Source organism: Streptomyces sp. HPF1205, assembly GCF_020400825.1.
Taxonomy (GTDB): domain Bacteria; phylum Actinomycetota; class Actinomycetes; order Streptomycetales; family Streptomycetaceae; genus Actinacidiphila.
Genome location: NZ_JAINVH010000035.1, coordinates 68,053 through 88,714, shown reverse-complemented (window position 1 = coordinate 88,714; position 20,662 = coordinate 68,053). Strand labels below are relative to the sequence as shown.

General features: G+C 68.9%; 23 protein-coding genes. 5 read left to right on the top strand and 18 right to left on the bottom strand.

Annotated features, from left to right (window positions below; all coding sequences use genetic code 11):
* The coding region (locus tag K7G61_RS29670) for a helix-turn-helix transcriptional regulator (protein ID WP_225850135.1) at positions 1 to 1,234 on the top strand (1,234 nt) is incomplete at its 5' end.
* A 167-nt stretch (positions 1,235 to 1,401) separates the two neighbouring features.
* A complete protein-coding gene (locus tag K7G61_RS29665) occupies positions 1,402 to 1,614 on the top strand; it encodes a hypothetical protein (protein ID WP_225850134.1) in 213 nt (70 codons plus the stop codon).
* A gap of 288 nt (positions 1,615 to 1,902) precedes the next feature.
* On the opposite strand, the gene K7G61_RS29660 is transcribed toward K7G61_RS29665, so the two are convergent.
* The 14 genes from K7G61_RS29660 to K7G61_RS29595 all read right to left on the bottom strand — a co-directional run bounded on the left by K7G61_RS29660 (position 1,903) and on the right by K7G61_RS29595 (position 14,674).
* Positions 1,903 to 2,337, bottom strand: a complete 435-nt coding sequence (locus tag K7G61_RS29660) for a hypothetical protein (RefSeq protein WP_225850133.1) — start codon at positions 2,335 to 2,337, stop codon at positions 1,903 to 1,905.
* Positions 2,338 to 2,346: 9 nt separating this feature from the next.
* Positions 2,347 to 3,849: a hypothetical protein gene (locus K7G61_RS29655; RefSeq protein ID WP_225850132.1), complete on the bottom strand. Its 1,503-nt coding sequence runs from the start codon at positions 3,847 to 3,849 to the stop codon at positions 2,347 to 2,349.
* Between the two features lie 8 nt (positions 3,850 to 3,857).
* Positions 3,858 to 4,154, bottom strand: coding sequence for a WXG100 family type VII secretion target (locus K7G61_RS29650; protein ID WP_225850131.1), 297 nt, complete (start codon positions 4,152 to 4,154; stop codon positions 3,858 to 3,860).
* A 244-nt stretch (positions 4,155 to 4,398) separates the two neighbouring features.
* Entirely contained in the window at positions 4,399 to 5,217 is an 819-nt protein-coding gene (locus K7G61_RS29645) for an endonuclease/exonuclease/phosphatase family protein (protein WP_225850130.1), read from the bottom strand.
* A 176-nt stretch (positions 5,218 to 5,393) separates the two neighbouring features.
* Positions 5,394 to 7,772 (bottom strand): methyltransferase, FxLD system, encoded by a 2,379-nt coding sequence (fxlM, locus tag K7G61_RS29640; RefSeq protein WP_225850139.1) that lies wholly within the window; start codon positions 7,770 to 7,772, stop codon positions 5,394 to 5,396.
* Between the two features lie 38 nt (positions 7,773 to 7,810).
* Positions 7,811 to 8,176, bottom strand: a complete 366-nt coding sequence (locus tag K7G61_RS37400; protein ID WP_374204285.1) for a M15 family metallopeptidase — start codon at positions 8,174 to 8,176, stop codon at positions 7,811 to 7,813.
* 52 nt (positions 8,177 to 8,228) lie between these two features.
* Positions 8,229 to 9,029, bottom strand: coding sequence for a hypothetical protein (locus K7G61_RS29630; protein ID WP_225850129.1), 801 nt, complete (start codon positions 9,027 to 9,029; stop codon positions 8,229 to 8,231).
* 271 nt (positions 9,030 to 9,300) lie between these two features.
* Positions 9,301 to 9,735: a hypothetical protein gene (locus K7G61_RS29625; RefSeq protein WP_225850128.1), complete on the bottom strand. Its 435-nt coding sequence runs from the start codon at positions 9,733 to 9,735 to the stop codon at positions 9,301 to 9,303.
* A gap of 55 nt (positions 9,736 to 9,790) precedes the next feature.
* On the bottom strand, positions 9,791 to 11,005 hold the full coding sequence (locus K7G61_RS29620; RefSeq protein ID WP_225850127.1) for an acyl-CoA dehydrogenase family protein: 1,215 nt from the start codon (positions 11,003 to 11,005) through the stop codon (positions 9,791 to 9,793).
* Between the two features lie 50 nt (positions 11,006 to 11,055).
* Complete coding sequence (locus K7G61_RS29615; protein WP_225850126.1) at positions 11,056 to 11,601, bottom strand: GAF domain-containing protein; 546 nt, start codon at positions 11,599 to 11,601, stop codon at positions 11,056 to 11,058.
* On the bottom strand, positions 11,598 to 12,245 hold the full coding sequence (locus K7G61_RS29610) for an ATP/GTP-binding protein (RefSeq protein WP_225850125.1): 648 nt from the start codon (positions 12,243 to 12,245) through the stop codon (positions 11,598 to 11,600). Before K7G61_RS29610 ends, K7G61_RS29615 begins: the two co-directional genes overlap by 4 nt.
* Positions 12,242 to 12,508: a DUF742 domain-containing protein gene (locus tag K7G61_RS29605; protein WP_374204282.1), complete on the bottom strand. Its 267-nt coding sequence runs from the start codon at positions 12,506 to 12,508 to the stop codon at positions 12,242 to 12,244. Before K7G61_RS29605 ends, K7G61_RS29610 begins: the two co-directional genes overlap by 4 nt.
* Positions 12,509 to 12,620: 112 nt before the next feature.
* Positions 12,621 to 13,079, bottom strand: a complete 459-nt coding sequence (locus K7G61_RS29600) for a roadblock/LC7 domain-containing protein (protein WP_225850123.1) — start codon at positions 13,077 to 13,079, stop codon at positions 12,621 to 12,623.
* Positions 13,080 to 13,150: 71 nt separating this feature from the next.
* Positions 13,151 to 14,674 carry an ATP-binding protein gene (locus K7G61_RS29595; RefSeq protein ID WP_225850122.1) on the bottom strand — a complete coding sequence of 508 codons (1,524 nt, stop codon included), beginning with the start codon at positions 14,672 to 14,674 and terminating at the stop codon, positions 13,151 to 13,153.
* A 434-nt stretch (positions 14,675 to 15,108) separates the two neighbouring features.
* Here K7G61_RS29595 and K7G61_RS29590 point away from each other — a divergent pair, with 434 nt between their 5' ends.
* Positions 15,109 to 16,272: a helix-turn-helix transcriptional regulator gene (locus K7G61_RS29590; RefSeq protein WP_225850121.1), complete on the top strand. Its 1,164-nt coding sequence runs from the start codon at positions 15,109 to 15,111 to the stop codon at positions 16,270 to 16,272.
* A gap of 9 nt (positions 16,273 to 16,281) precedes the next feature.
* The gene (locus K7G61_RS29585) at positions 16,282 to 16,725 is read left to right on the top strand and encodes a GNAT family N-acetyltransferase (protein WP_225850120.1); all 444 of its coding nucleotides are present in this window, start codon (positions 16,282 to 16,284) and stop codon (positions 16,723 to 16,725) included.
* A 347-nt stretch (positions 16,726 to 17,072) separates the two neighbouring features.
* Here the strand turns inward: K7G61_RS29585 and K7G61_RS29580 are convergent, their stop codons facing one another.
* From K7G61_RS29580 to K7G61_RS29565, 4 genes are all read right to left on the bottom strand, one after another.
* Positions 17,073 to 17,237, bottom strand: a complete 165-nt coding sequence (locus K7G61_RS29580; RefSeq protein WP_225850119.1) for a hypothetical protein — start codon at positions 17,235 to 17,237, stop codon at positions 17,073 to 17,075.
* A 114-nt stretch (positions 17,238 to 17,351) separates the two neighbouring features.
* The gene (locus tag K7G61_RS29575; protein WP_225850118.1) at positions 17,352 to 18,269 is read right to left on the bottom strand and encodes an FAD-dependent oxidoreductase; all 918 of its coding nucleotides are present in this window, start codon (positions 18,267 to 18,269) and stop codon (positions 17,352 to 17,354) included.
* Positions 18,270 to 18,274: 5 nt separating this feature from the next.
* Complete coding sequence (locus K7G61_RS29570; protein WP_225850117.1) at positions 18,275 to 18,844, bottom strand: cysteine hydrolase family protein; 570 nt, start codon at positions 18,842 to 18,844, stop codon at positions 18,275 to 18,277.
* A gap of 23 nt (positions 18,845 to 18,867) precedes the next feature.
* A complete protein-coding gene (locus tag K7G61_RS29565; protein WP_374204284.1) occupies positions 18,868 to 19,950 on the bottom strand; it encodes a hypothetical protein in 1,083 nt (360 codons plus the stop codon).
* A gap of 239 nt (positions 19,951 to 20,189) precedes the next feature.
* Between K7G61_RS29565 and K7G61_RS29560 the strand changes: the two genes are divergently transcribed.
* Complete coding sequence (locus tag K7G61_RS29560) at positions 20,190 to 20,657, top strand: NUDIX domain-containing protein (RefSeq protein WP_225850115.1); 468 nt, start codon at positions 20,190 to 20,192, stop codon at positions 20,655 to 20,657.
* The last annotated feature ends 5 nt before the right edge of the window (positions 20,658 to 20,662 follow it).

The window sequence follows — 20,662 nt, the reverse complement described above, 5'->3', positions numbered from 1 at the left end:
ACTCATGGGCCTGCCAAAGGCCCTGAAAGCCTGGAGGGCGGCGGCCGGCCACAAACGGGGGCGCCCGCTGACGCAAGGCGAGGTCGGGCGGCGCGCCGGGCATTCCAGCAAATGGTACGAGCGGCTGGAAAAAGGAGCTGTCCCGCAGCGCAAGGACTGCGCGGCCCTTGCGGACATCCTCGGCCTGGACGAGGAAGCACGCTACGCCCTGTACCTGTACGCCACCGGCAGCGCCGAAGACGTCCCCGTCCCCCAAGGCGGCCGGCACGTCAGCAGTGCCCTGCAGATCCTGCTGGAACGCCAGATGCCTGCGCCCGCGTACCTGTGCGACCGGCATTGGAACATCTTGGCCTACAACGCGGCCATGGCCGAGTGGTGGCCGTGGGTGATGGAGCCCGGCGCCAACCTGATGCGCTGGGCCCTGACCGATCCCGAGGCCCGGATCCAGTTCCACGACTGGCCCGCCCAGGCCGCCCGCTTCATCTCCTTGATCAAGTTCGCCGGCGTCAGCCGCCACGACGACACTGACCTCCTGGCCCTGATACGTCAGGTCAAGACGGACCCCGATGTCCAGCGGATTTGGAAGGACGTGGTCGAGGTCCGCAAAAGCCTCGACGGCGACGTCCACCGCATGATCCTGCCCGCCCTGGGTTGGGAGACTGTCGACCTGGTCGGCCACCTGTCCTACCCCGCCAGCATGCCCGACTGCCGCCTGGTGACCATCACCTGGCTCCAGCACGACGACGACACCGAAGCGGAAAACCAGGCCCCTGGCGGCACGGATCCCATGGTGGCGCCATGGGCCGACACCGCAGCGGCCCAGGCCGGACCCGGAGCCGTGCCCCTGCCAGTCCTCAGCGCGCTGGTCGGCCCCGACACCCAGCTCACCCTCGCACCGCACCGCCGCAAGGTCGTGTGGGCCACCCGCCGAAGCGACGGCACGTACAAGACAGCCGAGGTGGACGCCTATACCGTCATCACCCGCATGACCGAAGCCGCCGCCAACCCACAAGCCCACCAGGACATGAAGGCCCTCACCCGAGCGGTCTTCCCACCCGACGCCGAACTGGCCGCCGACCGCATCCGCACTCTGGTCAAGCAACTCAGCCGAAGGCTCAGCCTGTTCCACGAAATCTACGACGACCTGCAGGCCCAGGCACCAGACCTGCCCGCCATCGAGCAGCCGGTCCACCGACCGACCTCCCCGCCCTTCGAACAGCGATCATCGGCATGACCGCCCTCCTCATACGGTTGACCGTCAGCAGCGTGGAGGCGCCGCGACCGGGGCCGGAGACTCCGCGGCGGGCACGAGCACGGGCGAGGGTTGCTAGCGTGTAGGAAACGATCGGTGGCGCACCGTAAGGGGATTTCGAGGGTGACCGCAAGCCGTCTGGCCGCACGATGCAAGATCACGCACGGGAGTACACCGCCGGGCACAGCGGACGCGCCCCCTTCACCGACTGCTGGCCCTGGGCCGAAGCTTTCTGGTCCTGGTCGCAGGCGAACCGGCTGCGGCCGAAAGGCAGCTTGCGCAACGAGCGCATGGCGGACCGGCTGACCGGCGGCCCCGGCGGCGCGGAGAACCGGCAGCACCTCACTGGTATTGACGAATGACGAGACCGACGTCAGCGTAAGTCCCCAGCCTCCGTCGTAGCCCTGGTTGTTCAGTAGAGTCCGTGCAGCCTGCCCGGCTCTCCCCCTCGAACGATGCGAAGCCCTCGCGCACCGTATTCATGTTTCGCCTCCGCCGCCCCAATCAGTCGCCTCACCGGACTGTACCCAACTAAATATTTATGGACGCACATTGCTGCGGACGTTGCCGTGCGGGATTGTGCTGGAGTTCACGTTCCACAAATGCGGCACTGCATGCGCTCCGAGATATGCAAAGCAGCTGTTCGCCGCTCAGTCCTGCAGATCGCGGGCCTCGTATCCGTTGAGGCCGATCGTAAGGAGGGGGGGCACAAGTTGACTCAGGTACCACGGGATGTCTGTCATATTTGATCCCTCGATGAGTGGCTTTCTGTTGATGTTGGGCATGAAGGAAACCTCTTTCCTTCCAGGGAAGAAGAGAAGGCTTCCACCGGTTTCAGCGGCCTCGCAGTAGATCGCAACCCCGACATGAAGTCCGACGTTTTCGACAGCGTCGAGACTCGCAATGATGGCGTTCGAATTCTCCGGATCTCCCCGCTGCCAGTCGAAATCTCCATCGTCTTCGATCATGAAAGATACCCCTAGCGGCTCCTTTGTCTTCCAGTCGGACGACCCCAGTTGGTGAATCAGAGAACCCACCGTGACGGGTCTGGCGAAGCTGAGGTCAATGTCTGCGGACCTGGACATTCTATGCACCTACCCCCAGGGGATGATCTTCCACGTGTAACCCTTTTTGGCAAGCCACTCAACAATATTCTCAGGGATCGGGTTCTCGGATATGACTTCGAAGGCCTTTCCTTCTTCTATCGCTATGCGGCGTGCGTCTCCGAGATTGGACTTGAATTTTGCCATCGTCTTCGCGTCTCGATTGGCCAGTTCCCAGAATTGTCCCGATTTCGCTTCGAACCAGGTCTCCGTCCCGTCATCCGCAGTGTATGTGCCGTCGAACTGGCGTCCCCCTTCGCTGAAGCCTCGGTCGCCGCCGAGTTCCTCTTGAAGATAGTCCTCATAGGCCCTGCCGCGCAGTTCGCGTCTACGCCCTGATGATTCCGGTTCGTCGTCTGGCTGGTCTTCTGGTTCTCCGTCACCGTTGCCTCCGGTCGGCGGCTTGTCGCCGCCTCCACCTCCTCCGCCCCGTCCACCTGTCCTTGCTGGTGTGCGGGCTTCGGTTTCGGCGAGTTCGCGTTCGAGGGCTTGGCTGACTTCGGTGGTTTCTGCGGTGACGGTTTCGAGTTCGGGTGCGCTGTCGGCGGCTGCCTGGAGGTAGGCGTCCAGGTCGGCGATCATCTCCGTACTGATCGTGGTGACGGCCTCGTCGAGGGCGACCTCGACGCCACCGAGGATGGCTGCGGCCTCACTGGCGTCGAGGGCGCCTGCGGCGGCGTCGGAGCCGCCGAAGGTGAACAGGGAGAGCGCGGCGCCGATCGCGGTGGTGAAGCTGATGGCGATGCCGGCTTCGGCGAGTTTGTGCTCGACCTTGCTGTGGGCGGTGTCGATGGCCTGGGCGAAAGAGTCGCAGGCTTTGGCGAGCTGGTCGCAGGCGTACTTGGCGGTGGACAGCGGGGCCCTGCCGCCGTCGGGGTCGTCCTTCCATATCCTCGCCCAGAAGTCGGCCATCGCGGTGATGGAGTCACCGGAGTTGTTGTCGGTGATGGCCAGCACGTGCCCGTGCAGACCGGCGCCAAGGGTGTCGATCGCGGACGAGGCGGTACGGAACGCGGTGGCGGCGGTACGCAGGCGGTCCTGGTGGCCGCCTGGCCAGTACTTGGCGATGGCGTGGGGTACGGAGGAGTGGCCCGGGCCGACCGTCGAGGGCGGGTCGGGGTAGGACACGTCGGCGAAGACCACCGGCAGCGGGAACTGTTCCGGCGGACTGGCCCCCGTCTTCGGGTTCGAGTGGTGGTCGGCCTGGAGGTAGTTGTTGGCGGTGGTCACCAGTCCGGTGGCAGCCTGGCCGATCGCCCGGTCGGCAGCGGACAGCGCGCCGAACAGGGCCTTGGCCGCCGGGTCGTAGGTGGTGGCGAACGCGTGCCCGTAGCTGTCGTCGCCGGCCATGCCGCAGATGTTCTGCAGTGCCGTGTTCAGCGTGTCGGCAATCTTGTCGAGCGCGCTCTGGCCGGCGGCGAACCTCAAGGCGACGAGGTACAGGTCTTGCGGGTAAAGGTCCAGCGGGGCGGCGACGCTGCCCCCGTCGTCCACGTGGCGGCTCACCGTCCGCCCCACATGCGCTGGTTGGCGGTGTGCGCCGCCGCGTAATTGCCGTGGGCGGTCGTCAGGATCTTGTGCAGGTCGCGCAGGGCGCCGTGCAGGTCGCCGGAGGCCGTGCGCCACTTGCGGTAGTACGCGCCGAACGCGTCCTGCGCCTCGCCCTCCCAGCCCTCGGTCACCCGCCGCACCGCACTGTCGAGTTGCGTCAGGTGCTTCTGTAGCCGCGTCATGAGAGCGTCCAGGTCCTCAGCGTGCTGGGCCAGCTTCTCTAATCGGACCGATATCCGTCCCGACATCCAACCCTCTCTTCACCGGTCGACCGTCAAGTCTTTCAAGTTCGGGCGCCGCGCGGTATACCGCACCGCAGCCCAGACGTCGGGGGCGCTTGCCGGCGGGCGCCGAACGCATGGGGGGCGAGACCTTCGTGGATCTTGAAGCGCCGAGAACTCCGGCTACTGGGCCGTTTGCCGGCTTGTCGCGCTCGCCGCCGATATCAACTGCCCAAGAGCCCGCATGAGTCAGGCAAACGCGGGCCTGGAGTCAGGTATAGGTGCGGATGCAATCGGCGTCGACGGCGGTGAGGTCGAGGTCGAAAGTGATGCCGTAGTGGTCGCTAGCATCTGTGGGGTTGAGTCGCCGATAGCCGCGCAGGGCAGGACGAACCGCAGGGGTGACGTGGGCCTGGTCGACCCGGAGAAGGCCGGCTTTGCCCGTCGGCTGGTGATCGCCGAAGTGTGCGGCGACGTCCGTGAACTCGCCGTCCCGGAATGTCTGTCCGACGATCCGATTGCCGCGCCAGGGCTCATCTGCGGACGCGCGCGGCACGCAGCGGGCGGTGCGGTTGTAGGGCGGAACCTCCTCCCACGGGATCTCCGGGTCGTCCAGCGGGCAGTGGTTGATGTCCCCGGCCACGATGGCGACGCCGCCGTACCGGTATGCCCTCGCGCACAGGATCTGCGCCTCCTGAGCGGCAGCCTGCGCAGAGTACGGGGTCAGATGCGTGCTGATCGCAACCAGCGGCGCCGGCGACGGATGCGCCAGACCTAACGGCGTGAACCGCGGGGCGCAGTACCCATGGTGCATATCGGTGACCGCATACTCCGTGTCCGTTGCCTGCCACTCCAGCACCGCTGGGTCCCAGGCGACCGCCGTGTTCAAGCGCCGAGACGGCGCGACCGCCAGGGACAACCCGAGATCCTGCTCCGCCGCCGCGGCTGCGTCCGGGTCGGTCAGCCAGGGTACCTCCTGGAGCATGAGCAGATGGGGGCGGATACCGCGGATGACGGCGAGTAGTTCCTTCCAGCGGCCGTCCTTGTCGGCGCCCACCTGGCAGTTCTGGCTCACCACGGTCAATTTCATGACTCTCCTCGGTCGGATTCGCAGATGCGCGGACTGCGGCGGGCGGCGGCGTGACCTTCGGACATGTGCCAGCCGGTAGGGCTCGGTCGGGTGCAGGGAAGCGGGAGCGTCTGCGTCACGCCGGTGGTGTGCGCGATGAGCCCGGGCTTGATGTGTAGGGCCCGCGTCGGGGTGGTTCACCCCTTTGTTCGTTCGGATCGCGCCCGCTTCACCGCAGGGACAGCTTCAATGCCTTCGGTATGGGCTGGCATTTGCCCGGTTCGGTCCGGCCACTGGAACACCAGGCGGGAGTGCTCCTTGTCCAGCACGTCGCCTGCGGGCAGCAGATCGTCGGGTGTGCCGGCCGGGTAGACGGTCAGGGCCGGGTCGGTGTGCTTGCTGTTGTCGTCGGCACGCACGTGGCGGTCCCATGCCCGCACCGTCCCTGCCAGCTGCTCGGCGAGGTCGAGGCCGTGCTCTCCGAAGGCGCGGACCACCCACTCCCATTCCTTGTCCTGCGGGCGCTCCCCATGCCGAATCTGGATGTACGTCAGGTAGGCCAGGGAAGCGTCGCCGACCATCGTCGGCACGTCCCGGCCCTTCGCGATGCCGGTGACGCCGCCTTCGGGGTCGGCGTGGGCGGCCAGCCGGCAGAAGCCGGGCAAGGTAGTCGCCGCGTACAGCTGCAGCGACCCGAAGTAGATGCCGCTGCCCATGGTCACGCCGGTGGCGACCTCGTGCCGCGGCCCACGCAGCGCCTCCTCCAGTCCCTTCGTGGGGGCGGCGATACCGTGCTCGAAGCGGAGCGTCAGTTCCCCGTCCAGAAGGCCCACGGCCGGGATGGTCCGGGCGTGCTGCCCCTGGTCGCGGACGAAGCCGCAGTGCGTGAAGCTACGGGCGTGCAGCACCTGGCCGCGCCGTTCGAAGGCGATGGCCCGGGTGTAGCCGCCGATTTCCAGCGGCAGGACCAGGCGTCCGCCCTCGGCCAGATGCTCGCGCCAGGCCGGGGCAATGTCCCAGCAGTTGTAGGTGATCACGCTGGCGTCGAAGCCGCCGCGCGGCACGAGGTGCGCGGGCGCGCCGAGCGCCGCGTCGGCCTCGACCACGGTGACGCGGCCGCTGCCGGCCTCCGTGGTGAAGGCACGGGTGCGGCGCGCCACCCAGGGGTCGATGTCCACGGTGACCACGTGCCCCGTCGGGCCGGCGACGTGGGCGATCAATTCCGCGTTGTAGCCGCCGGATCCCGCCTCGAACACCACCGCACCCGGCACCAGCCGGAGATTCTCGATCATGTCGGCCTGCAGCCATGCCGCCGACACCGAACTGGTCGCCTTCCCGGCCTCGTCGCGCCGGGTGATGACCGCCCGGTCCCCGCCGTCGTACGCGGTCGCGAGGTCCGCCTCGGGAGCGAAGCGGTGGCGGGGCACGGTCCGCAGCGCCTCCTGGACTTTCTCGGAGCGGGCCCAGCCGCCGTCGATGACCGTCCGCGTCATCGCCTGCCGCAGCCGGACCGCCTCGGCCGGTTCACCGGGCACCGGAGCCAGTTCGATAGCGTGCGGGTAGGCATGGACCGGCGGCAGGTCTGGGATGACGCCGGGCCAGACGGCATTCAGGGCCTGCGCGCTCGGGGTGAAAATCGGGCCGAGACATCCCAGACCGTGGAGGTCGTGCCATTCCCAACGGGTGAACTTCTGCGGCTCCGCGGTGGTGAGGGTGCCGGTGAAGCCGGCGATCCTGATCACGGCGGTCACCCGCGGGACGCCTTGGGCGGCGTCGGTGAGGATGGTCACCACGGCGGCGCCGGTGGCGTGCAGGCTGGTCTCCTCAGCGAGCTCGCGCACGGCGGCTCCGTCCAGCGGCTCGGCACCCTCGATCTTCCCGCCCGGAATTTCCCACATGCCGCGTTTGGACCAGCCGAGCAGGATACGCCCGTGCTCGTCGGTGACGACAGCCAACGCTCCGGCAACGGCGTAGCCGGTGGCTGGCACGGACCGTTCCACGGCAACCGTGTCCGCGCACGGCCCACGCAGGATCAGCGCCGTCAGCTCACCGACGGCGATGCGCTGCACGCTCGTCCATCCGCAGGTGAGGGCGGTGATCTCATCCTCGTCCAGTGCGATGGGGCGCTTCTCGGCCGAGGTGTGCGCGGCCAGCGGGGTGATGACCAGCACGGCGCCGCCCTCGCGCAGTCGGCGCCCGAGAGCGTGCAGGACACGGGTGCGGTCGTTCACGAAGGCCGCCGACAGGCGGAAGACGACCAGGTCATACATGGTATCGTCCAGCGGGGCTGGGTCGTCTCGTTCGATGTCGAGGCACAGCCACCGCACCGTCGCGTCGGGGTGGTCCGTGCGGGCCCGCGCGAGCGCGGCGTCAACCGCATCGACGGCGTCGACCTCGTACCCGAGCGAGGCAAGGTAGACGGACATCTCGCCCGTTCCGCAGCCGACGTCGAGCGCGCGGCCGCCCTTGGACGCCGGCGCGTGCTCGACGAGCAGGTCCTTCTCCTCGTTCCCGAGCCGCCGGAAACCTCGCCCCTGGGTGTAGTGCTCGGACCAGTCGGTCCGGGTGATTCCCACAGATCTCTCCTCGTTCGTCAAAGGGCGGGTGGTCCGTTTCAGGGCAGTTCGACCGGGCCATAGAGGGCGGCCGACTGCTGTGTCTGCAGCGCCCAGTACCGGTCGCCCAACGACCAGTGCCACCACTCCGTCGGGTAGTTGATCAAGCCTGTGGTGGTCAGCGCGCGACTCAACGTGGTCCGGTTCGTGCGGGCTCGGACACTGAGGCCCGGGGTGTCGGTGTAGCAGGCGCCGTCGGACTCCTCTGGGGAGGCGTTGCGCGTGTGGCCTCCACGAGCAGCGGGACGCCGTCGCGGGAAAGATCGAGCCGCTCCACGACCGCGGCTCCCAGCAAAACGGGCCAGCGCGTGAGGTGCATCAGGGGGTGATCGTGCAGAGCGGGCCAAAACTCGTCCGCCTTCCACGGAGTCAGACACTGGTGCGCTTCGTCGGCAAGGCGGTCCGCCAAGGTCCGGCTCATGCCACGGCCCGCACGAGGTGCGCCGTCAGGGCCTGGGTGTGCTTGGGCTCCAGCCGGCCGAGGACGAGCGCGGCTTCGCTGCGGCACCTTCGGCAGTAGGGCGTGTAAGCGGCGTCGAGGAAGCCGCCGTCGGTGACCTGCTTGACCGCATCGGACAGGCGTGCGGCGAGGTCTTCGCCGGCGGCGTGGTCGTCCGGGTCGGCGTCCGGGACGGTTTCGCCGGGGCTGAGGTGCCGCAGCAGGGCGACGCCTTCGGGCACGGTGATGTCGCCGACCTGAATGGCTCCGTCATCCGCCACGAGTTGGTCAGCCGTGATGCCCACGGCTTCCAAGGCGGCTCGCAGGGCCTGTCCGGTTTCGTAGAGACCGGTCATGTGCTGCTCGACCAGGTGGGCCAGGCGCAGGGCGGTGTCGTGGTCGACGCTGCCGAGCGGGATCCGGGCCAGTCCGTCAGACCCGATGCGCGGCGCTCGCAGGAGCAAGTCGATCCCGGCGGCTTCGGCTGCGGCCCTGAGCAGGACCGCGGCACCGGCGATGCCCGGGGCGCCGGGGGTGGGGCTCGCCGTGTCGCTGGCCGGGGTGAGCAGGGCCGCCAGTTCGCGGGCGGTGCTCTCGGTGACGTCACCCAGGGGCAGGCGGGAGCCGGTGGGGGTCTCGCCGGGGTAGCCGAGTGTCAGGTGCAGACCGGCGATCCGGGCGATCGTGCGCAGTCGCCCCAGCGCAGCGAAGAGGGTGTCTTCGAAGCCGGAGTCGGTCACGAGTGCGGCCGACAGATCGGTGTCGGGCAGTGTGCTCATGGGGTCCTCGATCGAACGTGACGGTGTCGCATGGTGGGGGGCCGGCCGCCGCTGGGCATGAGGGCGGCGGCCGGGGGCTCGCTGTCCACGCCGGCAGGGGGAGACCTGCGTGCATTCCTGGCAGCGAGCCGTTCACGGGCGGCCGACTGGGACGGCCGTCGGTGGGTGTGCGGTGGGTGGTGGTGTGTGCGGGTGGTCCGCCGCCCGTCCCGACGGGGGCGCGGGTCGGGCGGCGGGACCCGGCTCCCGCGGCGGTGCCGCGGGAGCGGTCTTAGATGGCGGCCGGACGATCCGGCCGCCATGCGGCGGCGGCTTCGAGGGCCTGCAGTACGGGCGGGCTGGCTATACCGGCCAGTGCGGGCCCCAGCGCGGCGGGGAGGTCGGTCAGGGGGATGCCGTCGGGGATGACCAGGCGGGGTATGCCATCGGCGGCGATCCGTACACGTGGTTCGTGGCTGACGGCGGGGGTGGGCGGGGTCGCGGTGAACTCGACGTGCATGCCGTAGGCGGTGCCGCACTCCCACAGGGCCCTGGCGGCGCGGTGCCGTCGGGGGCTGGACCCGGTCAGGACGAGGTGGCGCAGGCCGGCCCGTGCTGCCGCGCGTACGGTCGCCAGCCAGTCCAGCGCCCGCATGTCCCCCTCGGCGAGGGCGAGTTCGAGTAACGGGGGAGCGGAGGTGGCGGTGTGGCTGTCGTTGCGGATCATGGGCGCGGGCTCCTGGAATGCGACTGTTGTAGCTGGTGGTTGGGCTCGTGCCGGATCAGACCGGCACGGACTGGTCGGCAGTTGCTCGTCTGGTCGCGGGGAAGCGCTGCGACCACTGCGGGTGCTTCACCCCTGCGGCGATCTCGCCGAGCCTGAGAAGCTGGATGTCGCCAGTTCCGGCGGCGGGGTAGGGGTGCCAGGCGTCACGGAAGTAGCGCTCGATCGGATTGTCGGTCAGCAGTCCGGCGCCAGCCCAGATGTCCATGGCGGTGCGCGCGGAGTCCTTGAGCAGCTCGACGTTCACGTGTTTGGCGTTGATCAGTTCCTCGTCGCAGGCGTATCCGGCGTCCAGGAGGCGGACGGCGTCGTAGGCGGTGGTGCGGGCGGTCAGCAGCCGGGAGCGCAGTTCGCCGAGTTTGGCGCGGATTGTCGGCAGTTCGGCCAGCTGGGAGCCGTAGCGCCGTCGGTCGCGGGCGAATTCGATGGTGATGTCGTGGATGGCCTGGTGGATGCCGAGGGCGAGCGCGGTCAGGTTGGCCCGTCCGTACAGCACGCTGGAGGAGTAGGCCACAGCCATGCCGTCGCCGACCTCGCCGATCAAGTTCTCCGCCGGTACCCGGCAGTTGTCCATGACGAGTTCGCCGAAGCTGAAGCCGTGCAGGCCCAGCGCCAGACGGTGCGGGGTGAGGGTGAGACCGGGCCGGCCGGCTTCGACCAGGAAAGCGGTCAGGCCGCGGTTGCCCTCGCCGGTGCGTACCACGACGCCGTGGACGTCGCCGATGTGGGAGTTGCCGACGAAGACTTTGCGGCCGTTGAGGATCCAGTGGCTGCCGTCGCGGCGGGCGGTGGATTCCATGCCCAGCACGTGGCCGCCGGAGCCGGGCTCGGTGACCGCGATGGTGGGCAGGCACGTCCCGGCGGCGATCTGCGGAAGCCAGTACCTCTTTTGTTCCTCGGTGCCGAAGTGGACGATCTTGGCGACGCCGAGCTGGGACGCCTGGACCGCGGCCCCCATGGCGGGGCTCACGCACGAGATCTCCTCGATGATGACGGTCTTGGCCTCATGGCCGGCGCTCATCCCGCCGTAGGCGGTATCGATCGTCGCCCCGATCCAGCCCTGCGCGGCGATCAGGCGGGGCAGTTCGGCTTCCACCTGGCGGTCGCGCTCCATCACGCCCACCTGGGGCGCGATGTACGTCTGGGTGAAGTCGCGCACGTACTGGCGGAGTTCGTGGTGCGGGTCGGCGGGCCGGGCCGAGATCGAGGTCACCGGATCCTCCTTGACGTCGACGGGCGGGATACTTCGGGCAGCGGCGGGTGTCAGCGGGTGCGGTCTGCGGCGCGGGCGCGGATGGTGTTCATGACCTGGTCGCGGGTGGCGTTGATCAGGGCGCGGCTGGCCTGGCCGGTGTTCTGGGGCAGGGCCTTGGGGCCGATGAAGCAGACGGTGCCCAGGGTGATGCCGGTCTCGTTGTGGATGAGCGGGGCGCCGCTGTAAGTGCGCACACCCAGGGCGTCGACGACCTCGTTGGACTGGAAGCGCGGGTGGCTGCACACGTCGGGCAGGATCAGCGCGACGGGGCGGTGAAGGACGTCGGGGCAGTAGCCGTGCTCGCGGGCCATGCTGCGCTCAACGATCGGGGCGCCGGGGGCGACGTACAGTCCGGCGAACCGCTGGCGGTCGGTGATGAAATTGATCATGGCCCAGGGCTGGCCAGCTTGTTCCCCCAGCGTCCTGGCGATGGCATCCAGTTCGGGCACGGCCTCGGCGTCCAGGCCGAGGTCGTGCAAAAGGGCGGTACGGGGCTGCAGGTCGGGGTCCGGTGAGGCGACGCGGAGTCCGGAGGCGGGGTCGAAGATGGTCATGCGGGTGCTCCGAGGCGGGAAGGGGTGGCGGCGGGTGTAAAGGAGGGCAGTCGGCCCAGGGCGTGGTGGACCAAGGCGATGAGGGTGTCGGTGGCCGAGGCCCGGTCGCGTGCGTCGCACAGCACGACGGGGATGTGCGGGGGCAGGTCGAGGGCGTCACGGACTTCGTCGGGGGTGTAGCGGTAGGGGCAGCCCTCGAATTCGTTGACGGCCACGATGAACGGCAGGCCGAGCTGTTCGAAGTAGGTCAGGGACGGGAAGCTGTCGTCCAGGCGGCGGGTGTCGGCCAGGACGACGGCGCCAATCGCGCCTTCGGCAAGGCCGTGCCACAAAAACAGGAAGCGGTCCTGGCCGGGGGTGCCGAACAGGTACAGCGTCAGCTCCATGTCGGGGTAGGGGAAGGTGATCCTTCCGAAGTCCACGGCCACCGTGGTGGTGGTCTTGCCCTCCACGCCGGCCAGGTCGTCCGTGGCGCTGCTGGGGAGGGTCAGTTCCTCCTCGGTGGTCAGCGGCCGGATCTCGGAGACGGCGGTGACCAGGGTGGTCTTGCCGGCGCCGAAACCCCCGGCGACGATGATCTTGACGGCTGCCGTGGACGGTGGATCGGCGGTGGTCACCACGGGTCCTTCCTGACGCTCGTTCATGCCTGGCGCCTGAGTCCTTCCAGGACCAGGGCAAGAATGTGGGGGTCGCTTCCGGGGTGGGTGCTGGCCGAGTGCGGCAGGAGCAGCGCTCCGGTGTCCAGCAGGTCGCTGATGAGGACTTTGGCGGCCCACACCGGCCGCCCGATCGCGTGGGCGATCTCCGCCACCGACGCGCTGCGCGCGCTGCACGCCGCCAGTACCTGAGCCGCCTCCGCGGACAGGTGCAGGTCATCTGCGGGACCGGGCAGTAGTTGTGTCTCCACCCGAAGGACGTGTCGCGCACTGGTGCGGCCCCCGGTGATCGCATAGGTGCGCGGTTCCTGCGGAATCGGCTCTGCTACGGCGGGCGCCTGGCTGCTGGGGGAGAGGGGCATGTCACTGCTCGTCTCCGGTGGCCTGCGCGGTCGCGCTGCGGGTGGGGGTGGCCAGGTGGGCGCGCACACCCTGCACGAGGACGGTCATCTCATGGCCGGTCAGGCTGGGGTCGGCGTCCACGCTGGTGATGACCGTCAACAGGGTTCCTTCGGCGGCGCTCATGGAGAAGACGCGCTCGGTGTCGGTCTCGAAGAACGCCTGCTTCAGGTGGCTCTTGCGGTCACGGCCGAGGACGGGGCCGATGCCGCGGCCAAGGGAGTGCATGCCGGCGCCGACCGCGGCCAGGCGCTCGGCGCTGTCCTTGTCCATGCCGACCATGGCCAGAGGCAGCCCGTCGGTGGTGGCCAGCTCGGCGACCAGCACGCCCGGCACGGCGTCCTTGAAGCGCTCCAGGAGGAAGGTCATGGTGCCGCGGCGGTCGAGCGGCATCGAGGCGGCGTGTGGTGCGGTGCCGGACATGGGAACTCCACGGAATGTCGGTGGGCGGCGCGCTTTGGGCGCGTATTGCAAGAGATAGGGAAGGGATGGGATCACGGTGTGGCGGGACGCACGGGCCCCGCAGGTTCGTCCGCAGGCGGGGAGCTGTCGCCGGCCTGCTGGGTGCCCTGGAGGAAGGCGCCGACCAGGCCGGCCGTGGCCACCTCGCCGCTGGCCGGGTGCTCGACCTCGCCTGCCGGGGCGCTTGCGGTCACAGCGCGGCGCCGACGCGGCAGGCTGGGACGCTGCCCCTCGCCACCTGGGACGGACTCCTGCGCGGTGCTTGCGCTCCCCGAGGCCGTACCCACGACGGGCACAGCGCCTGGCTGCTCGGGGAAGGGCAGCGCGGAGACCGACGCCAGCCCCTGGCCAAGCGAGGCAGGCGCGTCCGCTGGGGCGGGGCGGGGCGGGACAACAGCGGCTGTCGGCGCGCTGAGCGCCGGTACCGGGGCGGGGGCCGGTTGCTCGGAAGGGTGAAGGAGCAGGCTCGCAGGGACGATTACCAGGGCCTTGGTGCCACGGTCCTCCGCAGGCTGGAGGGTGATCTCCAGCCGGTACTGGTGAGCCAGCTTCGCAGCCAGCAGCAGCCCGATCCGTCCTTCGACCAGACGTGCCCGGACGATGGCGGGATCCGCGTCGGCCAACAAGGCATTCAGCATCCGCAGATCGTCGGCGGGCATGTGCAGGCCCTTGTCCTCCACGGTGACCGCCAGTCCCGAGGCGCCGAGCGTGCTGGACAGGCGGACCTCGTCACGGCTGAAGCGGGTGGCGTTCTCCAGCAGGGCGGCGAGGACATGGATGAGTGCCGTGCGTGCGTAGGCGGTCACCTGGACCGGGGCGACGTCGCCGAAGTGGACCCGGCCGTAGTCCTCGATCTCCGCGGTCGCCTGCCGCAGGATGCTGAACAGGTCCGCGGGGCCGCCGCTCTGCCGCAGTTGTCCGCCGGCCAGGACCGTGACCGCCTCCACGTCCCGGCGGATCTGGACCACCTTGTGATCCACCCGCAGCAGGGCCTGCAACGAATCGGGATCCTCCGTGGAGCGCTCCAGTCCGTCCAGCTCGACCAGGACACGGTCGGCGCGCGAGCGCAGCCTCTTGGCTATCCCTGCGAACACGTCCAACTCGGCGTCGGCAGTGCCGGTGTTCGCAGCTGCGGCCTGAACGACTGCATCCCGCACGCTGTGTCCCAGCAGCGCCAGGTTCCGGTCCAGCTCGTCGAACATGCCCCAAGGCCGCGTCGGAAGGGCCGGGAAGGCGGGACGATCCGGGACCTTTCCCTGCCGTACGTCCTCCAGCAACGCTTTGACATCAACGACGATGCCGTCGATCGAGCGGCGGTAGTAGCTCAGCCAGGCCGAGGTGACGTTGCGGAAGTCCCTGCCCTGCCCCGCACCCACTTCCACCCAGTCCTGGTGGGCCTTGACCATCCACTCCTGCGAAGCGCGCAGCACATCGACAGCCCCTTGCAGGGAGGTTCCGGCGCTCTGCCAGAACTCCCGCACCTGCTGACGCTGCGCTTCCCCGGCCGCACCCTCGTCCGCCCGCCCTGACTGGTTCCGCAGCCACAGCGACACCATCGTGCGGACCCCTTGGCGAAGCGACCACGCAGCCCCCGCCGCAGCGGTAACAGCGACAGCCACGCCGAGGGACACACTGGGGGTATGGCCGGTCGCCGCGTAGCCCACCCACACCACAGAGGGTGCCGCCAACCAGCCCAGCACGGGCCCGGCAAGGTGACGGCGCATCTGCAGCGCAACATCCGTCTCCGTCAAAAGGGCCGGCGCCACGGTACCGGTGGTGCTCGCCGGTTTGACGCGGTGACGGTTGGAACCAGTTCGACGGGACATCACATACCTCGGCACGAGTCGGACAGGTACAGCGACTTCATGGATGTCGCTGCGCGTGATCGCTTATGGCAACTAGCGTTACCGCTGTGGCCGCACGGCCACAGGCAGACCGTGTCCACAGATGTCCACACCTGCGTGGACACGCGGGACAGGGGGGACAATCGATGGCCGACACCGAGTTCGGCGCTGCGCTGCGGCGACTGCGCGGCAACCGGTCCATCCGGGACGTGGCAGCCCTGGCTGCCATCAGCAAATCCCAGGTCAGCTACCTCGAATCCGGCGAACGCGCCCCCACCGCAGTTGTCGCCGCCGCCTTGGACCGGGCTCTTGGAGCGGGAGGCGAACTGATCGCACTGGCCGCATCCAGTCCACAAGACTCCCTGAGCGAGCGCGCGGCCCGGTTGCACCGCGGCGTCACGGACGCCCTCGCCGGGGTTGGCCCGATGACCGATGCAGGCGTTGAGGACTGGGAGTACACGGTCGCCCGGCACGGCAAAGCCACCCGCTGGCGGCCCGAGGCCGAATTCCTGCCCGACCTCATGGCCGACATCGCCGACCTGCAGCGCGTCCTCAAGCACCGCCAGTCGCCCCAGGCCCGACGTAGGCTGACCACCTGCCTGGCGCAACTGGCCGGTCTGCTCGCGCTGACCCTCCTCAAAGCCGGGGACCCCGGCGCCCGGGACTGGTGGCGGACCGGGCGTGCGGCAGCCACTGCCGCCGACGACCGCGCGACCCTGAGCTGGATCTACGCCCAGGAGGCCTATCAGCACTACTACACCGGGGACATCGCCGGAGCCCTCGAACTCGCCGGCCGCTCCCAGTACGTGGCAGGGGGCCTGCCCTGCGTCGGGCCCGCGCTCGCCGCCCCCCTCGAAGCCCGCGCCCACGCCGTTCTGGGACGACACGACCGCGCTGCTGCGGCCCTCACCGCCGGACAGACTGCGCTGGACCGTCTCGACCCCGACCACCAGATCCAGAGCGCGCTCGGCTACACCACCGCTCACTGGCACTTCCACGCCGGCGACGCCTGGACCCACCTGGCCGACACCGCCCGAGCCCGCGACGAACTCCATCAGGCTATGGAGCTGTATCCCACGGCCGACTACACCGACCGCGCTCTCATCGGCTTGGACCTGGCGGCCTGCTACAGCGCTGACGGCGACCCGGATGCTGCCGCGACCGCGACCGGCCACATCGTGATGGGTCTCCCGCCCGAGCAGCGCTCTGCACTGATCATCTACCGCGCCGGACAGGTGGCCGATACCGTGCCCGAAGGAACCGCACGGCAGGAGCTGCGCCGCGTGCTCGCCCTGCCCCCAGCCGAGTAGGAGCAGCCGGTGCACATCGACCGGGCCACAGAAACGGACACCCAGGCGATCGCGACGATCCTCGGGGAGGTCGAGGCGTACTACGGGGGCAAAGACACCCCCGCCGACCAGACCCAGATCCGTGCTGCCCTGTTCGGTAGTAACCCCATAGCCACCGTGCTGCTCGCCCGCGAAGGCGACGACATCCTCGGGCTCGCCTCCTACTCGTTCCTCTGGCCGGCCGCCGGAGCCGAATCGTCCCTGTTCCTGAAGGAACTCTTCGTCCGCGAACGAGCCCGACGCCGCGGTATAGCCCGCGCCCTCATGCAAGCCGTACGCGCCGCGGCGGACGCCGCCGGCTGCCCGCGCGTCGAGTGGACGGCCGACCGGGACAATCCGTCCGCCCTCGCCCTCTACCAAGCCCTGGGCTTCCAGCAGCGCGACGACAAACCCTTCTACCGCTGGCAGGTGTGAATGCTCCCGGTTGGCACACAACGAGAAGCACGCCCGGAGCGGCACAAGGCATGGTGTCCGACGGGCGTGACAGGAGCGTTCGAGGTTTCCTGCCGACTGATCACGGCACAAGCGCGGCTTCCGTCTACGCGGAGCTCGGGCACCGGCAGGGATGGCTTGGGTTGGACCGGGCGCTGAGCATAGACGGGACCACGCGTGGACCGATGTGAACTCGGCATTCGGCACGCCATCAGTGCTTTTCGGCAGCACCAACCCGGCTACGGGAAGACGTTCGGCTAGGTGACCGCGGACCCCTACGCACCCATGCTGTTCTTCCGCCTTTGGAACGGCACCGGCCTTGGCACCGACTACTCCTGGCCATCCAGCTGCGCCACTGCTCCTGGCAGTCCGCCGTGGTGACGCTCGTTCGGCGGCAGCTTCACCTTCACCCTCAGAACGGATGGCGCCTTGACCAGCACAGGAAGGGTGGACTCCGCGTCCTTCCTGCTCGCGAGGCATTTACGCTTGGTCATCCCGAAATGTTGATCAGAGTCAAAAATCCTGGCCGCTGACAGTGAAGAAGTCGGCCAGCAGTTTGGGCTCGGTTTCAGCGAGTGCCGCTCGCCCAGGATGCGACGGTCCGGTTGTCAACTGCTCGGGGGCTGGGCTGCGTAGTACGCGTGAAGGGCGGCTTCGCTGCCGGAGCCGGTGGCGGCCATGATGCGCTGGAAGCGGGCGGAGCGCAGGTCGCCGGCGGTGAGGATGCGCGGATGCTGAAGCTCGGGCGGACAGTAGCCGGTGCTGTCTGGGGTGACGGCGCCTGCGGGGGGCATGGGGGCGCTGCCGAGATTGAGGTAAGCGACCTCGGCCCCAAAGGCGCCGTTGCGTCCTGCTCTGTCCCTCCATTGGGCGGCGAACTGGGAATCGTCGTCAGCGCTCACCAAGAGGTTCGTTACGGGGAGCGGGGTGATCCGCGGGTCGTCTCGTACCTCGTCGATCTTGTAGTCGTCCGCGGGCGGGTAGGCCACCAGGATTGATGCCTCCAGCGTGGGATGCGTCCGAAGGAAGGTGCCGAGCGGACGGTCGGCACCGAGGACGAGCAAGGGGCCGCGCTCGTGGTCAGCGACCTTGGCTCCCCAGAGGGTGGGCAGGACTGTGTCACCGGGGACGGTCAGCCATGGCGCCTTGTCCGTCGGCAGCGGGCCCACGCCGGTGGCCACGACTGCGTGGGGTGCGGTGAGCCGGCGGCCGTCGCTGAGGATGACGGTGACCTGGTCGTCGGTCGCTACGACCTCAGTCGCCCGGATGCCCAGCTCTGCCTGGCAGAGCTCTGTGCGGGCGATGTCCTTGGCGATGGCGGCGGCCAATTCGGGCCCGCTGGTGAAGCCGCCCACGACGTTGTTGAGGGCTCCGATGTGCTGGAGCTTGGTGCACAACGCGTCGGCCTCGATCAGGATCGAGCGCATGCCGACGCTTGCGGCCATCACGGCTGCGGCGCAGCCAGCTGGGCCTCCGCCGACGATGATCAGGTCAGTGCTGTCGTCGTGGGGTGGGGTTGCTGCCATGACCTCTATTCCATCACCGGGGTTTTCAAGGGCGAGGGCAGTTGCCGTAGAACCTGGCCGGTGGTGATGAGCTGTCGGCGGCCGATGAGGCGGCGTGCCACGAGCAGGCCGGCGTCGTGGACGGAGGGGCCGGCGTCGCTGGCGGAGGCGTCGGTGATGATCCAGGGGGCGTGGCCTCGTTCGAAGGCGTCCGCGGCGGATTTCAGGACGCAGCTTTCGGTGGCGATGCCGCAGAAGACGAGGTCGGTCCACCCGGCTTGCGCGATCAGTGTGGCGGCCTGCTCGGTGTAGAGGGAGTACGCGGGTTTGTCGAGGACGGCGTACGCGGAGGCGGCGTGCTCCACCAGTTCGGGCACGATGTCGGTCTCAGGGGGGCGCTGGAGCCTGGTCCAGTCGAAGAACCGCTCGAAGGGGCTGCCGGCGTAGTTGACGTAACGGGTGAAGACGACGGGGCCACCGGCGGCCGTCCACCGTTCGACGAGGCTGGCCACCATGGGCACGACGTGCCTGCTGTGGTGGTTCACGAACCCGTTCTGCATGTCGATGACGATCAGGGCCGCGCGGTCGAGGTCCATGGTTGCGGAATCTCCCGTCGTCGTCAGCTGACGCTGTCCCGCAGAGCGTCTTGCGCGGCCCGCAGTCGTTCCGCGAGTCCGCTTGTCTTCATGATGGCCTCTCGCATGAGGACGTGTTGCGCGGTCTCCTGGGCTCGGGCTGTGGTGAGGCGGGAGGCGGCGGCGCGCAGGAAGCGCCAGCCGAAGTCGTCCGGGGTGAAGGGATCCTGGCCGTCTTCGACGAGTGTCTGGATCTGGTGGGAGAAGCACCACAGGGTCTGGACGGTGAGTTCGCAGGTGACGAGCTCGTCGATGGTAAGGCTGCGCTCGGCGGAGTGGGCGGCGTAGGCGACTCCTGACCATCCCGCGTAGCCAGTGGAGACGCCGCGTATGCCGAAGGAGACGATGTCGGGATGGTCGAATCCCGTGGCAAGGAGCGATTCCTCGACGGACTGGTGAAGGGGGGCCGGCCCGCTGGGCGCGCTGCGGTCGACCAAGACGGATGGCGTGGACAGCAGCCGTAGCGCGGTGTCGAACTCGCGGCCGTCGCTCCAAGGTCCTGACCTGACCCAGTACAGGGAAAGGACGTACTCCGGGTCCGGCTGCTGGCTCCGATCGACCTCCAGCAGGTCACGCATCCGGGCTCCGGCCCACGGCAGATCGGAGGCGTAGGAGCGGTAGCGCCAGACGGCCAGTTCGGTCAGGGACGCGGGAGCCTGGCGCTGTACGAGGTGGAAGACGGCCACCCCGCAGGCGAAGACGTGCAGAGTGCACGTCGTCTCCTTGTCCGGGTGGTCCAGGCGTGTCGACGACGATTCCAGCCAGATGTCGCCCACCGAGCCCGGGCCCAACTCATTCTGTAGACGGCGCGCCCGACGGGCGCCGATGAAAACCGGCAGGAACTTGTGCGAGTCGACGCCTATCCGTGCGGTGCCGGAGGCGGTGGCCGCCAGCCGCCCCAGTGGTTCGGCGAATCGGAGCCGGATGTCCTCCGTCGAGCGGGCCAGCGCCGTGTCCAGCACGGCCTGGGAATCAGGTCGGGGGCAGTAGCCCTCGCCGCCCGCTTCCCACTTGGAGATGACGCGGTCGCTTACACCCAGGTGCGCGGCGAAGTCGCGGATGCTCATCCGCATCGCCGCGCGCAGCAGCCCGGCCTCTCTGCCGGACCAGCGCTGCACCGTGACCATGACCGCCCCCTCCCCTCCCGTACGGCGAAATACCCAGCGTAACGAGTCGTGTTCGGCAGCGGTACGGCGTTTGTGCGGCATCCGTACGTCACATCGGGTCACCGGGATGCAGCATGCTGTTCCCCCGGTCGGCATCAGCTGGCCCCGGAAGCAGCCCCTAGGTACAAGGAGCCATCGGTATGCCCGACATCGTCAAGCGCAGCGCCCGCGCCATCCTGCTCGACGGCGACGAACTGGTCCTCATCAAGCGCACCAAGCCCGGCCGCGATCCGTACTGGGTCAGCGTCGGCGGTGGAGTCGAAGAGGAGGACGACAGTATCGAGGCCGCGCTGCACCGCGAGGTCTTCGAGGAACTGGGCGGCACGCTCGACCGCGCCGAGCTGGTCCACCTGATCACCGATGAGCTGGAGGGCGGCATCGGCGTGCAGCACATCTTCGCCGCCCGCTTGGCGGGCATAAACGTGTCCGTTCGCACCGGCAGCGAGTTCTCCAAGCCCGAACGCGGCGGGTACGAGATCGTCCGCGTCCCCTTCACGGCCGACGGCATCCGCGACCTCAACTTCATGCCGCCGGAGCTGGCCCACTTCACTGCCGCCAACATCGACGCGATCGTCTCCGTCCTCGACACGCCCATCCGCAAGGCGTGAGCGCC